The sequence below is a fragment of the Shewanella sp. HN-41 genome (genome assembly GCF_000217915.1).
Taxonomy (GTDB): Bacteria; Pseudomonadota; Gammaproteobacteria; order Enterobacterales; family Shewanellaceae; genus Shewanella.
Genome location: NZ_AFOZ01000013.1, coordinates 237,567 through 252,894, shown reverse-complemented (window position 1 = coordinate 252,894; position 15,328 = coordinate 237,567). Strand labels below are relative to the sequence as shown.

Genomic DNA, 15,328 nt, shown 5'->3' with positions numbered 1-15,328 from the left:
GAGGAAAATGGTTGCAGAGTCGGTGGCGATATATAATCGCAAACGGCCGCATCTGGCCTTAAAATACAAAACGCCCGATGAAGTACATCAGGCGTTTTAAAGGAAATAAGTGTCAACTTATTTCAGGACTAGACAGAGCTTTGTGAAACAAGGCTTAAACCTGCCATTGAATAGGCGCTTCGCCCCGCGCCATCAACAGTTGATTCACTTTTGAAAAATGCCCACAACCAAAGAATCCGCGATAGGCCGATAAGGGAGATGGATGCGGTCCCGATAAAATTTGGTGTTGTGGCGCGGTAATCACCGCCCCTTTTTTGATGGCATGACTGCCCCAAAGTACGAAAATAATCGGGCGTTCCTGCGCATTGAGCAGCTTTAACGCTTCGGTGGTAAAGATTTCCCACCCCGCATTGGCATGGGAGTGGGCTTGGCCCTGTTCCACCGTCAGCACGGTATTGAGCATCAATATCCCCTGCTCTGCCCATTGGGTTAAATCGCCATGATTGGGGATTTGGAAGCCGGGAATATCGTTCACCAATTCTTTATACATATTGGCAAGGGAAGGCGGCGGTTTAATTCCACGTTTAACGGAGAAACACAAGCCATGGGCCTGATTTGGACCATGGTAGGGATCTTGGCCAATTAAAACCACTCGCACATTCTCAAGGGGAGTCATTTTAAACGCATTGAATACATCTTCCTTAGGAGGATAAATTACTTTGCCCGCTTGCCGCTCTTGATTCACAAATGCGATCAGCTGTTGATAGTAAGGCTGGGTACGTTGATGGTCGATAAATGCCTGCCAAGTCGCCAAAATCAGTTTCTCTTGCTTAAGTTACGATGCTGCTAGCTTAAAAGTGATAAAGAGCCATGACAAGTTAACTCCGCTTTTAATTCGCCAGTATTGGAGATATCTCAAGTTAAAACACGGCTAACAAATGCTATAGTAGCGGCCTTTATTTTTTATCCACTGATTAATATGACCCATAACCGCTTACAAGGGCCAAGTGCTGGCTTTACCTTAATTGAACTCGTCGTTGTGATTATTGTGCTCGGGATTTTAGCCGTTGTAGCCCTACCCAAATTTATCAACATACAGCAAGACGCGCAGATAGCCACGATCAAGGCCACAGGCGCAGGGTTTAAATCGGGTTTAAATCTGGCACGTTCAGTCTGGGCGGTAAAAGTGGGTTCGGGTCCAAAGGAAGATTTACCCGTATTTGGCACGGCACAATCCGAGCAAGTCGATTTCAACAGCTTCGGCTGGCCCGCCCAGCATTATATTTTCGGCAATGAGGCTTCTCCGGCCTTAGACAATGTGGAAGATTGTGTCTCAGTATGGGAAGTGTTATTCCAAAACTCGCAACCAAGCGTTTCACGCCTTAATGTTGATACCACTGAAACTGACTACAAGGCCCGCTATCTCACCCCTAATCAATGCACCTATTTTTATCGAGCCAACGATAAATTATCCATTTACTACGATTCAAGAACGGGAACAGTTACTACAGACCTAGATCCCAATAGTTAAGAGTTAGCGATTCCTTCTTGCAAAAATTAGGATAGAATCGCCCACCAATAAATTATTTTGAGTAAGCGCTATGACTGACACAAGCAACACCACGATTTTTGAACTTGCCGATCAATTTATTGCCTTAGCCAATCAGCTAAGCCAGCAGGAAGCTGATGTCGGTAAAGTGGGCACTGCCCTGCGTTTTGCAGCGGCCCGTTTTAATGCCTTTGAAGCCGCGATTAAATCTGCCGATTTAGGTGCAGAAAAAGACAATGCTCTCGAATGGTTTAGCGCCGAATATCGCGAAATGCTGAATGACAATTTAGACGACCATATCGCGAATCCCCCTGTTATGCAGGGAGAAGCTGCCGCGACTGATGGCTCGGTGCAAATCTTTAAAGGCTAATAACCTTCAAGGGCGGATCACCTGACAATCTCCCATAAAAAACGCCATCAAATGATGGCGTTTTTGTAGGCATAGATTCTAAGCCTAGAACCTAAAATCTAGGTGTAATCCCTAGAGGGTATACACCACCCTTATCGCGAGCAGAATCAATACCACGCCAGAGAATTTATCGATAAGCCCCGCTTTTTCCCGTAATTTGGGTAATACGCTCGAATGCGATAACACTAAGGCAATCAAGGTATACCAAAGTCCATCGACCACCAGCGGCGTTAATACTATCAACGCTTGACCAGTAACACTCTCGGCCACCATCACAAACTGGCTAAACAGCGCTAAAAAGAACAACATAATTTTGGGATTGAATAGGGAAATCGCAATGCCATCCCGCGCCGCAGTGAGCGTATCTGTGGCCTCACCCGCCGCGAGTTTTGCCTGCATGCCACCATTGGAACGCAGTGCTTGAATGCCCATCCACGCCAGATACAAAGCCCCTAAAATAGCGATACCATTGAATACTAAGGGAGCCTTTTTCAACACCACCGCAAGACCGAGTAGCGTCACTAACGCATAAACACCGATCCCAATCGAGTGCGCCCAAGCGCAAACAATCCCCTTGCCGCGCCCGCCGCCTAAGGTATGGCGCACGACCATGGCCAAACTGGGCCCTGGTGACATAGCCCCCAAACAACAAATCGCCAATAGCCCTAACCAAGTACTAAAACTCATCTTTAACCCTTTAAAGCATAAAAAGGCCCTCGCTAGGGCCTTCACAGGAGTGGCAGTTTAACATCGGCCGATAAATGAGGTCACTCTCATTTCACCGAGTCTGGATGGTAGAAAGCACGGATATCTTTCACCAGTTGCGCTAACGACGCTGGCTCAACATACATCATGTGGCCAGCCTTATAGTAATGCATGGTGACGCGACTGTTATCTATGCCATTATCGGCAAAGGTATTTTCGGTGGCAAAAAAGGGCGTCGCAAAATCGAAGTAACCGTTGCCGACAAAAATCCGTAGATCTTTATTTTCACGCTGTGCCTGCCCAAGATAGGGGGCGACGTTGACATAATGCATCTGCTTACCGCTAATATTCCAGTTCCAGCCACGGTTCACATCTGTGGAGAGCACATTGAATGGGCGCGATAATTTAACCCCTAAATCTTCGTATAAATATTGATGGATAGCCGCAGTATAAGCGCCATCGATGCCATAACCGGAAGGGTCATTATCGGTTGAGTCACCGCCACTATCGTAATCTTTGCCTGTATAGCGACTGTCTAAACGTCCAACCGTGAGATCCTGATCCCTGAGTAATTCCTTGGTATATCGACTGGCACTCACCCGCAGATTGACTCTGTCTAGATAGTTTTCACTCAGGCCTGTAAAACGTGCCAACTGTTTGCGCACGGCTTGATAGTCACTAGGCACTAAACGACTGCCCTGCAATAACGCTAAGGCATAATCCTTAATGGCAAATTGGCGCGCCTGCTCGACAAACGCCTCGAGTCCTAATGCCTTGTCGGCACCGCTAACCTTGTTATGGTAAAACGCGGTTGCCGCCATCGTTGGCAAAAAGCCAATGTAGGGTTGGTTATTTCCCGGTTGATAGCGGGCATGGCTAAAGTCGAGAATCGATGAAATCAACACCACGCCATTAACAGAGATATCGGTCCAGCCGCCTTGAAGTTCATCAATCAGAGCCGCCGCTCGGGTCGTGCCATAACTTTCACCGGCGAGATATTTAGGCGAATTCCAGCGCTTATGTTCAATCAACCAGCGGCGCATAAACTCGGCAATCGATTGGGCATCTTCTTTCACGCCCCAAAAATCGGCTCCTTTCTTTTCACCTAGGGCACGGCTAAAACCCGTTCCAACGGGATCGATAAACACTAAGTCAGACTCATCGAGCATAGAGTCATCGTTAAGCTCAATACGATAAGGCGCGGCGCCATCATCCTTGGCATCACTAGGAACGACGACACGTTTAGGCCCGAAGAGCCCCATATGCAGCCAGAGCGATGCCGAGCCAGGGCCACCATTGAAAATAAACGTCACAGGGCGTTGACTGTTATCTTTAACGTCATCCCGTAAGTAAGTTATCGAAAAAATACTCGCCAGTGGTTCGCCCTTATCGTCCTCTAAAATGGTCTCACCACTTATCGCCTTGTAGCTAATTTTCTCACCTTGGATCGTCATCTTATGCTCGGTTTCGACAATCTCGGGAACAATCTTGTCGGCTTTATCCTCTGCCTTTTGGGTGGGTTCAGCATGGCCTAGGACCGAGAAAAGCAGGAAGAATGGTATAAGTAGCGACCCAAATGGCATGTTAAATCGTCGGCTACCGCTTCTTAGACTAGTCATCATATTTCCTTTATTTGTGATATTTATAATCTGCCCAAGCTTACAAAGAGTGCTCGATAGGCGCAAAAGCACAATTGCAACTGAATGCGTCAAAGGACTTTTATGCCCTCATATGCTAATAGTTCGCTAAATTCACGCATATTTAAGCTGTTAGTGACTAAGATAGCGCTGAGGTTATGACAATTCTATGTGGACATTTATGGGCACCATCACTCTTATCAGTCTGGTAATTCTCTGCTTATTACTGAGCGCAATTCTGTTACTGCTCTGGCAGCGAAAAAAAGGTAAAGCGATTCCTTTAGCCGTTGTTTTTGTCTTAGGATTTTTCGCCCTAGGACTCGGCGCTATCATTGGATTTGTGCATAAAGGCGAGGATTATCAAGCCTATCAAAAACTAAAATGGCACAGCTTAGCACCGGAGAAAATCGCACCTCTGGTTGACCAAGGTTATACGGTGTTTGTCGATATCACCTCTGATTGGTGCACCATCTGCCAAACCAATAAAGCCGAAGTAACCCACAGGGAACAAATTGTGACTGCCTTAATGGCCGACAACATTATCCTGATGCAAGGTAACTGGAGTGAGGCCAACAACACCATTGAAAGCTATATGCGCCATGAAGGTGTCCCCGGCACACCCTACAATAAGGTTTATGGTCCAAGTGCCCCCAATGGCATAGTGCTCCCCTCAAAGCTCACCATTGATGACGTACTCAATGGCATAGCAGCGGCAAAAGTCCATTAATTACAGCCATAAAAAAGGCTGCTGGGCAGCCTTTTTTACTTCACTTCAAATTTATAAAAGCGTTATTTCCAGAAAGGTGGGTTGGAAATTGCTTTTATAAACGGTTCACACTTAAAAACGATAGTTCACTCGGCCATAGTAGTAGCCGCCGTTATAATCGAATGGCCCACTCTCGTAATACACACCACCCAATTGACCATAGGCGAAATCATCACCCATTTTCAGCTTTTGCGCTTCTTGGTCGAATAGGTTGTTAGCCCCCACAGCCAGTGTGAGCCCATCGAGTACTTCATAACTCACTTCAAGATCGACAGTCACCGCTGCATCCGCGACCTCAGAACCCCAATCAGAGGTATCATCGGCATGGGTTGCATAGTATTCGCCGTAGTAATTTCCGCGCAGCGACATACTTAACTTATCCCAAGACTGAGCCCAGGTTAAGGTCGCACGATGCGCTGGAATACCGTCCTCTAATCGACGAACTTTACCTTCGTCTGTGGTCTCAGGATCGTATTTATCAACACTGGTATCGGTCCAGCCATAGGCAAGACTGAACTTAGCATTACCCGACAACATTTCCGCATCATAGGAGGCTACGATATCAATACCTTGAGTGGTAGTATCAAAGTCGTTGGTGTAATAACTCACCCCTTGGATTAACTCAGGAAACTCAACCCCCGCCGCTCGCAACGCATCATAGTCTTCTGCTTTTACATCGATTTTACTCGACTGTGCAATACGCCCCTCAACGGCAATATTGTAGTAATCGATGGTTAAGAAAAAGTTTTCATACTCATACACGGCACCTAACGCATAACTTACTGACTCTTCAGGCTCTAACACTTCCCCGCCATAGAATGCCGCCAAAGGATCGGTCGGTGGGGCAATAAAGGTCTGGATCAATTCGCCCTCAATAATCGATGTCTGTGTATTGATGACGTTTTCTTGGCCAACCGTTGGTGCACGGAAACCCGTGCTATGTGACGCGCGCAGCGACAACTCATCCGTCGCAGCATACTGCGCCGTCAACTTGTAATTTAATGTGTCACCGAAGGTCGAAAAGTCTTCATAGCGCAGTGCGACGCCCACCAACCAATCATCGCTTAAATAGGCTTCTAAATCAGTATAGATACCTATGTTATGACGAGAGTTTTTACCCGCAGACTCAGGGCCAAAACCTTTAAATCCATGTGCACCAATGTTGAAACCTTGATCGGCATAGGGACCGGCAATCCACGAGGCTTCATCACCTTGGGTTATCTCAAAAGATTCATTTCGCCATTCAAAACCACTGGCAAAACTAATATCTTCGATGCCACCTAAGGTAATAAAACGCGAGAAATCGAGGTTAACTGTGGTTTCAACTTGCTCATAGGCTCCGGTATCGAAGTCGATTGGGGTGTCTAACCCTAATGATGGATTTAACGAGTTTTTAAGGCCAAAACTGGCTTTGTTGCTGCCCGTACCTGCACTGAAATCATAATTCCACTCACCGATATCGCCCTTTACACCGGCGAAGAAGGACATATCCTCAATGGTTCCAGTGAACTGTGGCGTATAACCACCAGGGAATATCTGGTTCATTGCGAAGCAATTTGGATCGGCAACCATAGCCTTATAAGCATCTGTGTCTAAGACGTTACCATCCGCATCGGGAATACCATCTCCGTTAGTATCAATTTTAGGAATGGGAACCACCCCACAGGTGGATTGATCTCCATTCACGGCACCGACTAACAGGGTTTGGCCCCCATCGTTGGAGTACACATTACTGCGGTCCTGCGGATAACGGTAATAGAATCCCCCCACAGCATCACGGGATGACAGGTTACCAAAGGCATAGGCGTGCATATTGGCATTAATGTCTAAGCCTGAGTTGATAAAGACCGAGTAGTCATCATTAATTTCAGGATTTCCCCACACTTGAGCAGGGTTACTGATCTCTGTATTGCCTTGTTCGGCTAAGTTAGCCGCATCGGGACGCTGCACACTACGGCTAGTCGCGTCGGCATTTTTATATTGGAAGCTTAAGTTAACAAAGCCATTATCGGTCAGCGGTAGACCAACATCGCCTTCTACTGTGGTCGTGGCACCATCACCCTCGTAATACTCACCTTGAGTCACAGTGATGGAACCGCCATCGGAATTATCTTTTAAAACAAAGTTCATTACCCCGGCAATCGCATCCGAGCCGTACTGCGCAGCAGCGCCATCACGCAACACTTCAACTTGCTTCAATGCAGAACCAGGAATAACCGAAATATCAGGGCCTTGGGCACCATCGTTAATACCACCGCCCTGGAAGGCAATCACAGCTGCGCGGTGACGACGCTTGCCATTGACTAACACTAAGGTGCTGTCGGATGGCAGACCACGTAGGTTAACGGGACGGACTAAGGTTGCGGCATCGCTGATAGGTTGAGCACGTGAGTTGAAAGAAGGGATAGAAGTGACCAACATATCTATCATGTCAGTAGAACCATTCTTCTTAAGGTCGTCACTACTGATGATATCAATAGGCACGGGGGAATCGCCGATCGAGCGTGGAGCAGCACGGGAACCGACAACCGCAATTTTCTCGACATTGTCATTTTTAACGGCTGTGTCATCTTCTTCTGCCATTGCCTGCGGGCTTATTAAACTACCAGACAGTGCCAGAGTGATTGCCAGACTAACCGCACTCAATCCAAACTTTTGCTTTTTTGAGGTCATCATTACTCATCCCACCTGCTTATTATTTTTAGAATACCTGACCTGCTCGATCCGATTTTGATCCCTAAAATCTGCAACTGTGGTCAATACAATTTATTTTACATAACGGAAACATTCTTATAACAAAACAAAAGCATTCTCCAGTAATAAATACAACGCTTGGGTGATTTAAAAATTATTTTGTTAAATATCAATGTACTAAAAACTAATATTTTTTACGGTTGGCAATGCTATAAACATTTATTTCTCGACATCTCAAAGCAATTCACCGAATGCAAAATGAGTTTTATGGCGTTAATGGCACACGATATATCGTGATCTGCATTATCAGCGTATACTCGTGTACTAACCTGCTACTTTGGTTCCCAATCCATGACGCTATCATCCGAGCCCAAACAACCACTGGATAAACATTTTCTGCCAGAGAACCAATTACTGCTCAATGCCGTAGGTGAAGGTATTTATGGTTTTGATTTGAATGGAAATGCTGTCTTTATCAATCCGGCAGCCGAACGCATGACAGGCTGGAAAAATGAGGAGTTACTGGGTAAAAATATTCACAACTGCCACCACCATAGCCATGCCGATGGCAGCCATTATCCCCAAGAGGATTGTCCGATTTACAACACCTTGAAGGATGGCATCACCCGTGAAATTACCCACGATGTGTTTTGGCGTAAAGATGGCAGCAGTTTTCCCGTACACTACAGTTCAACCCCGGTTTACCGTGACAATGAACTCATTGGCGTAGTCGCGATATTTCGTGACATTAGCATTCAAAAACAAACCGAACACTCGCTACGTCAAGCTTTAGCCCAAGTACAAGCCCTATCTGAACGACTCGCCTCGGAAAATCATTATCTGCAGGCCGAACTAGCCGATAAGACTGGCGATGTGGATATTTCAGGTAATAGTGCCGCCATTCGCCATATGATCCAGCAATTGCATATGGTCGCTAATACCGATAGCACAGTGCTTATTTGCGGTGAAAATGGCACAGGAAAAGAGTTAGTTGCCAGAAATTTACATCAACTCAGTCGCCGCAAAGATAAACCGATGATCAGTGTCAACTGCGCCGCATTTTCAGCCTCATTACTGGAAAGCGAGCTCTTTGGCCACGAGAAAGGCGCATTTACTGGGGCCACTAGTCGCCGTAAAGGTCGATTTGAACTTGCTCACCAAGGCACCTTGTTCCTCGATGAAGTGGCCGAATTAAGCTTAGAAGCCCAATCGAAATTGCTAAGGGTCATCCAAGAACAATCCTTCGAACGCCTCGGGGGCATCGACACCATCCAAGTGGATATTCGTTTAGTCGCCGCCAGCCACCATGATCTGCTCAAGCGAGTCGAGCAAGGGTTATTTCGAATGGATCTCTACTACCGCTTGAATGTATTCCCAATTCAAGTACCGCCGCTGCGCTCTAGGCTCGATGATATCCCCGAACTCGTCGGCCATATACTGCATAACCTTAATAGAAAACTCGGTAAAAAAATTCTCGGCGTCAGCCAAAAGGGATTACAACAATTGATGGCCTATACTTGGCCGGGCAATGTGCGCGAACTGCAGAATATTCTCGAGCGTGAGGCCATTCTCTCCCAAGGGGAGATACTGCATATTCATACTATGCCCACGGGTAATGTCACAGTAAACCATTCCCCCCTTCAGCAACAAACCCTGGCAGAAGCAGAAGCTCTCCATATAGAACAAACACTTAAGCGGTTAAACTGGCGAATATCTGGTCCTGCTGGCGCCGCCAATGTACTAGGCGTGCCGCCCAGCACCTTAAGATCTCGAATGAAAAAACTGGGGATCCAACGCCTATTGCATAGCAACTAACTCACACTCGGCCTAAATTCACGATATATCGCCACTTAGCGATATATCGTGACAATTAAATATGACCACTAAGATTTTATATTTAAATATCAATACATTAAGTTAACTTTATTCTTGGCCTGCCGCTTGCTATAGGGGTTAAATCTTATTTAAGCCGTTAGGACCTCAATATGCCAAAGAGTGAAATAACCCCGAATGCGGACACCCCCTCTTCAGCTAAGCACTATATTCCGATAAGGGACATCTCAACCCAGCCCAATACAACAGCGAACCGCTCTAGTCGCATTCATTTTCGTGAACAAAAAGGCTACTTTCAACGCCTTAGAACTATGATGAACAGTCTATTAATAGTGCTGTTTTTTGTGTTGCCATTTATCTCCATCGACGGCCGCCAAGCGATACTCTTAGATGTAGACAAACAGCAGTTTTCTTTTTTGGGATCACGCTCTGGCCACAGGACTTTACACTGCTAGCGTGGGTCTTTATTGCCGCCGCCTTCGGTCTATTCTTTATCACAGTATTCTGGGGTCGAGTCTGGTGCGGATACCTTTGCCCGCAAACCGCATGGACCTTTATTTTTGTGTGGATCGAGGCCCGTATCGAAGGCAACGGCAATAAGAGAAAACAACTCGACAAAGCGCCATGGTCTGGCAGTAAAATCGGCAAACGCAGTGCAAAACACCTACTCTGGGGGCTCGCCGCTCTGCTCACGGGCTGTGGTTTTATTGGTTATTTTATTCCTGCCCGCGAACTCTACTTGGAGATATTCACCGGCAATGCCAGTTTCTGGGTCACGGCTTGGGTCTGGTTTTTCGCTATTTGCACTTACCTCAATGCGGGTTGGATGCGTGAGCAAATGTGCTTACACTGCTGTCCCTATGCTCGCTTTCAAGCAGTGATGTTTGATGCTAATACTAAAACCGTGACCTATGATGCGCAGCGTGGTGAATCCCGAGGTCCCCGTAAACGTAAGCAAGAGATCCCCCCCAGTGAGCATGGGCTAGGCGATTGTGTGGACTGTAATTTATGTGTCGAGGTTTGCCCAACAGGCATAGATATTCGTAATGGTTTGCAATACGAGTGCATCAACTGCGGTGCCTGTGTCGATGCCTGCAATGAAACCATGTTGAAATTCGATTACCAACAAAATCTGATTGGTTATATCAGCGAGAACGAGCTAAAGGGAGTATCCCATTCCTATTGGCGCTCACCGCGTTTTATCGGTTATGGTGCAGCCGTTATCATAATGCTGGTTGTCATAGGATTAGACTTAAATAGCCGCAGTGAAATTCAGCTTAACGTTATTCGCGATCGCCAGAGTCTCTACCGCGAAACTGTGGATAATAAAGTCGAAAACACCTATCAACTGAAAATTCGCAACAAGACGCAGCAAACCAAGCAATATCAAATCGCTGTGCTGAGTGAAATGCCCTTTAGCCTCATTGCCGAACCTGTTATCACCTTGGCCGCGGGCGAGCAGTCGGAGTACCCAGTGACGGTATTAGCAGATAAGGCAGCCATTCCCTCTGGGCGTAAAATAATCCAATTTTCAGTAACGGATATTCAAGAACCAAAGCAACAGGTTAGCCAAGAAACCGGATTCTTTAGCCCCTAGCGCTAACCTTTAGACAGTCATACTAGAGCTGCCAATATGAGTAGCCATCCACATTAACGACTAGTTCGGCGCTTAAGGAATAAACCTAAGCGCCGATTCAAGTTATAAACTCATATACTCTATTGATTTAAAATAGGATCTGCACAGATACAAAGAACATAGGCTACTAATAATACTCCTGGGGAGGCAAAGCACACACCATTTTACCCATCCAATACCAAGGGATATTGGCTATCCCACTCTGCCTTCGATATCTCTTGCGCGCCAAATTAACTCAGCATTAACCTAGCCTCGGTACTAAAATCACAGTAGAGTCACTGCACTTTCTCACTCCCAACGCATCAAAAAGCTCAAACTTAAGCTATAGTTAAGCTCTAAACTTTAGAGTAAAAATACTATTTGTTACATAAAGATACCTTATTGGCATAGCGATCTTTTTTCACGATAAGCATTGACCTCCAGTGCTAGCAGCCTCTAATCTAAACACCTGTTTAACTCTAGAACAATAACAATTAATAAACATCATCTTTGAGGTAGTTCAGCATGGCATACGATCAAGACTCCCAACTCAAACTCAACTACTCATCACTCGTCGATTTGATCGAGAAAACCAGCCTGCGTTATGGCGATAAACCCGCCTATGCCTGCCTTGGTAAAACCAGCAGTTTTAATGAGATAGAACGCGATTCGCGTTACTTTGCCGCCTATTTACAGAACAAAACCGACCTAAAACCCGGCGATCGCATTGCCATTCAATTGCCCAATATTACCCAATTTGTTATCGCGGCCTATGGCGCACTCAGGGCGGGCCTTATCCTCGTTAACACTAACCCCCTCTATACTGAACGTGAGCTTATTCATCAGTTCAATGATTCCGGCGCTAAAGCCTTAGTCATATTATCCGACCTATTGCCGACCTTAGCTAAGGTCGTCGACAGCACCAATATCGAGCTCGTTATCTCAACTCACCCGCTGGATTTGATCGATCCCCATGTGCAACCTAAAACTGGCCTTAAGAATGTGGAGTTTTGTCAGATCTTAAAACAAGGTGCTGAACTCCCCTTCACCCGCTTAAGCCCTAAACTCGATGACCTCTCGGCCCTGCAATACACGGGGGGAACAACGGGATTATCCAAGGGTGCCATGTTGACCCACGGCAATATGCTTGCCAATGCGGCGCAGGTGAAATCCCGCATTGGCAGTGTGATTACCGAGGGTGAGGATATCTTCGTAGCACCGCTGCCGATTTACCATATTTACGCTTTTATGGTGAATTTAGTGCTGTATTTCGAGTGCGGCGGTTGCTCGGTGTTAATTCCAAATCCACGGGATATTGGTGGCTTAATTAAAACGCTTGCCCAATATCCCTTCACTGGGTTTGCGGGGCTCAATACCCTCTTTGTCGCCCTATGCCATCAACCCGAGTTTAAGGCGCTGGACTTTAGCCACTTAAAAATCACTATATCGGGCGGCACAGCACTCACGGCCGCGGCGGCCAATATTTGGCAACAAACCACAGGCAATATGATCAGTGAAGGTTATGGATTATCTGAGACCTCGCCGGTGATCTCACTCAATGCCCCAGGTTATCAGAAGCTTGGGACTATTGGTAAACCCGTGATTAGCACTGAAGTTAAACTCTTAGATGAAAACGGCAATGAAGTCGCTCCCGGAGAAGCCGGTGAACTCGCCGCCCGCGGCCCTCAGGTGATGCTAGGATACTGGAATAATCCACAGGAAACCGCCAATGTAATGACCGAAGACGGCTTCTTTAAAACCGGGGATATTGCCGTAGCAACCGCTGAAGGTTTCCATCAAATTGTTGATCGCAAAAAGGATATGATTATCGTCTCAGGTTTTAACGTCTATCCCAACGAAGTGGAAAATGTCCTTGCTAGCCACCCAAATGTGATCGAATGCGCCGTGGTGGGAGTCAAAGATGATCATTCGGGCGAAGCGGTCAAAGCCTTTATCGTGCTCAAGGATAATAACCAGGATCAGCAGCAGGCTAAGGAGGCCATTTTAGCCTATTGCCGCGAGCAATTAACGGGCTACAAGATACCTAAAATGATCGAGTTTATGGTGCAATTACCTAAGAGCACTGTCGGTAAAATTCTACGCCGCGAACTTAAAAACTAATGACACGCGCCCAGTAAGCGGCTCATTTGAGTTAACTCAAAACTTCGAGCTTACTGGGTTTCCTTTAAGCTCAATCATTCAAGACGTTGCCTGAGGCCTCTTCGGTCAGTAGCTGTAAATTGGCAAACTCACGGTATAAGGCATTGGATTGCATCAACTCTTGGTGACGGCCGCAGGCAACAATCTCACCCTTATCGAAGACAAAAATCCTATCGGCATTGATTACCGTCGATAGGCGATGGGCAATAATCAAGGTCGTTTTACCCGCCATCAATACATCCAGCGCTTGTTTCACTTTTTGCTCGCTCAGGGCATCTAAGGCGCTGGTCGCCTCGTCGAGTAACAATATGGGTCTGTCGGCTAAAATCGCCCGCGCTATGGCAATCCGCTGTTTTTGTCCGCCAGAAAGTCGCACACCACGCTCACCTAAATAGGTTTGATAACCCTCAGTAAATTCGCTAATAAACTCGTGGGCGCGGGCCGCAATACAGGCGTCTATCACCTCCTGCTCGGTTGCACCGACTCGGCCATAGCGCACATTTTCAAGTACACTGGTCGCAAAGATCACAGAATCCTGCGGCACTAAGGCAAATTGCGCCCGCAGGTCCTGTGGGGTTAAGTTCGCAATATCGATTCCTTCTAATCGAATGCTGCCAGCGCTAGGCACATAAAAGCGCTGCAACAGCTGGAACAGGGTGCTCTTACCCGCGCCACTTGGACCGACTAAGGCGACCCGCTCCCCCGCGGCAATGGCCATATTGAGCTGTTTTAGCACTAAGGCATCCTGCTCTGGATAGGCAAAATTAAGCCCCTCGATGACTAACTCACCACTCACCTTGGCGGGTAAAGTCACTGGATGAGTCGCAACGGGAATATCCACTGGGGTTTCAGCCAGTTCGATTAAGCGCTCCGCGGCGCCCGAGGCCCGCTGGATCTCGCCTATCACTTCACTAATGGTCGCTACGGCGCCCGCGACCATCACAGCGTAAAACATAAAGGCCGATAGCTCACCGCCCGTCATCTTACCCACCATCACATCGTGGGCACCGACCCAAGTCACCATCGCAATCGCGGCGATACTTAAAAACATCACGGACGAAATCAGCAAAGCACGATAACGGATCCGGCCACTTGCCGCGGACATCACATCTTCGACGCGGGTTTTGAATAAGCTACGATCTTTATCTTCATGGCCATAGGCTTGTACTGTATGGATTTCATGGAGTGTTTCATCGACATAGGCCCCCAGATCCGCAACCCTGTCTTGGCTTTCTCGTGCTAAAACGCGTACTTTGCGACCGAAAAAGATCACTGGCCCAAGTACTAAAGGCACAGCTAATAACACGAGCAATGTCATCTTAACGCTCGTAATGCCCATCATCACTAGGCCCCCTACCACTGTCACCCCCGAACGCAGCGCCATGGATAAACTCGAGCCCACCACAGTTTGTAGCAAAGTAGAGTCGGCGGTAAAACGGGAGATCACTTCACCGGTACGCACCTTAGCGTAAAAGGCGGGTGAGAGTTTAAGCAGTTGATTGTAAACAGTTAGACGAATATCGGCGCTGACTCGCTCCCCCAGCCAAGTCATCAAATAGAAGCGACAGAACACGGCCGTACCGCTAACGGCGGTAATTGCGAGCACGAGGAGGATAATTTCATTCAGCCGCTGCGCGTTGTCCCGCACAAAGCCCTCATCGACCATCAAACGCACACCTTGCCCTAAGGACAACCAAGCGAGTGAGCCAATCAATAGGAACAGAACGGCCGCGGCGACTTTCCATTTGTAGGGTTTAAGAAAGCCTGCAATCCAAGGTAGCACGGCTCTTTGCCGTACCGAAATGGTGAGTGTTGGCTTTAAGGCGCCCTCAGACAAAATAGTCAACGATGACTTATCCGCCTGTGATGGCTGCATTTTGATCGGTTCCGGTGATTTTACTGTTGGCTCGGCCACGGTGACATCCTTTAGGGGTAATCTTAAAGCCGCTAACCATGCCGC

11 protein-coding genes and 1 pseudogene are annotated in these 15,328 nt (G+C 47.2%); 7 read left to right on the top strand and 5 right to left on the bottom strand.

The window, feature by feature from the left end; genetic code table 11:
* On the top strand, nt 1-100 hold a 100-nt coding region (locus tag SOHN41_RS20020; protein ID WP_139058316.1), incomplete at its 5' end, for an integrase core domain-containing protein.
* Nucleotides 101-154: 54 nt separating this feature from the next.
* Here the strand turns inward: SOHN41_RS20020 and ung are convergent.
* Nucleotides 155-820: a uracil-DNA glycosylase gene (gene ung / locus SOHN41_RS02690; RefSeq protein WP_086017336.1), complete on the bottom strand. Its 666-nt coding sequence runs from the start codon at nt 818-820 to the stop codon at nt 155-157.
* Nucleotides 821-979: 159 nt separating this feature from the next.
* On the opposite strand from ung, the gene SOHN41_RS02685 reads away from it, so the two are divergent.
* Both SOHN41_RS02685 and SOHN41_RS02680 read left to right on the top strand, forming a co-directional pair.
* Entirely contained in the window at nt 980-1,531 is a 552-nt protein-coding gene (locus SOHN41_RS02685; protein WP_007645299.1) for a type II secretion system protein, read from the top strand.
* A 70-nt stretch (nt 1,532-1,601) separates the two neighbouring features.
* Complete coding sequence (locus SOHN41_RS02680) at nt 1,602-1,919, top strand: DUF3144 domain-containing protein (RefSeq protein WP_007645297.1); 318 nt, start codon at nt 1,602-1,604, stop codon at nt 1,917-1,919.
* Between the two features lie 111 nt (nt 1,920-2,030).
* Here the strand turns inward: SOHN41_RS02680 and SOHN41_RS02675 are convergent, their stop codons facing one another.
* Together SOHN41_RS02675 and SOHN41_RS02670 are read right to left on the bottom strand one after the other, a co-directional pair.
* A complete protein-coding gene (locus SOHN41_RS02675; protein ID WP_007645295.1) occupies nt 2,031-2,645 on the bottom strand; it encodes a LysE family translocator in 615 nt (204 codons plus the stop codon).
* Nucleotides 2,646-2,731: 86 nt separating this feature from the next.
* A complete protein-coding gene (locus SOHN41_RS02670; protein ID WP_007645293.1) occupies nt 2,732-4,282 on the bottom strand; it encodes a S10 family peptidase in 1,551 nt (516 codons plus the stop codon).
* Nucleotides 4,283-4,481: 199 nt separating this feature from the next.
* Here SOHN41_RS02670 and SOHN41_RS02665 point away from each other — a divergent pair, with 199 nt between their 5' ends.
* Nucleotides 4,482-5,027, top strand: a complete 546-nt coding sequence (locus SOHN41_RS02665) for a thioredoxin family protein (protein ID WP_007645284.1) — start codon at nt 4,482-4,484, stop codon at nt 5,025-5,027.
* Nucleotides 5,028-5,138: 111 nt separating this feature from the next.
* On the opposite strand, the gene SOHN41_RS02660 is transcribed toward SOHN41_RS02665, so the two are convergent.
* Complete coding sequence (locus SOHN41_RS02660) at nt 5,139-7,742, bottom strand: TonB-dependent receptor plug domain-containing protein (RefSeq protein ID WP_007645280.1); 2,604 nt, start codon at nt 7,740-7,742, stop codon at nt 5,139-5,141.
* Between the two features lie 369 nt (nt 7,743-8,111).
* Here SOHN41_RS02660 and SOHN41_RS02655 point away from each other — a divergent pair, with 369 nt between their 5' ends.
* The 3 genes and pseudogenes from SOHN41_RS02655 to SOHN41_RS02645 all read left to right on the top strand — a co-directional run bounded on the left by SOHN41_RS02655 (nt 8,112) and on the right by SOHN41_RS02645 (nt 13,329).
* Nucleotides 8,112-9,575, top strand: coding sequence for a sigma-54 interaction domain-containing protein (locus SOHN41_RS02655; protein ID WP_007645276.1), 1,464 nt, complete (start codon nt 8,112-8,114; stop codon nt 9,573-9,575).
* A 170-nt stretch (nt 9,576-9,745) separates the two neighbouring features.
* Nucleotides 9,746-11,190 (top strand): annotated as a pseudogene (ccoG, locus tag SOHN41_RS02650) (cytochrome c oxidase accessory protein CcoG).
* A gap of 543 nt (nt 11,191-11,733) precedes the next feature.
* Complete coding sequence (locus SOHN41_RS02645) at nt 11,734-13,329, top strand: AMP-binding protein (RefSeq protein ID WP_007645270.1); 1,596 nt, start codon at nt 11,734-11,736, stop codon at nt 13,327-13,329.
* A gap of 70 nt (nt 13,330-13,399) precedes the next feature.
* On the opposite strand, the gene SOHN41_RS02640 is transcribed toward SOHN41_RS02645, so the two are convergent.
* Nucleotides 13,400-15,244: an ABC transporter transmembrane domain-containing protein gene (locus tag SOHN41_RS02640; protein WP_420705319.1), complete on the bottom strand. Its 1,845-nt coding sequence runs from the start codon at nt 15,242-15,244 to the stop codon at nt 13,400-13,402.
* Nucleotides 15,245-15,328: the final 84 nt, after the last annotated feature.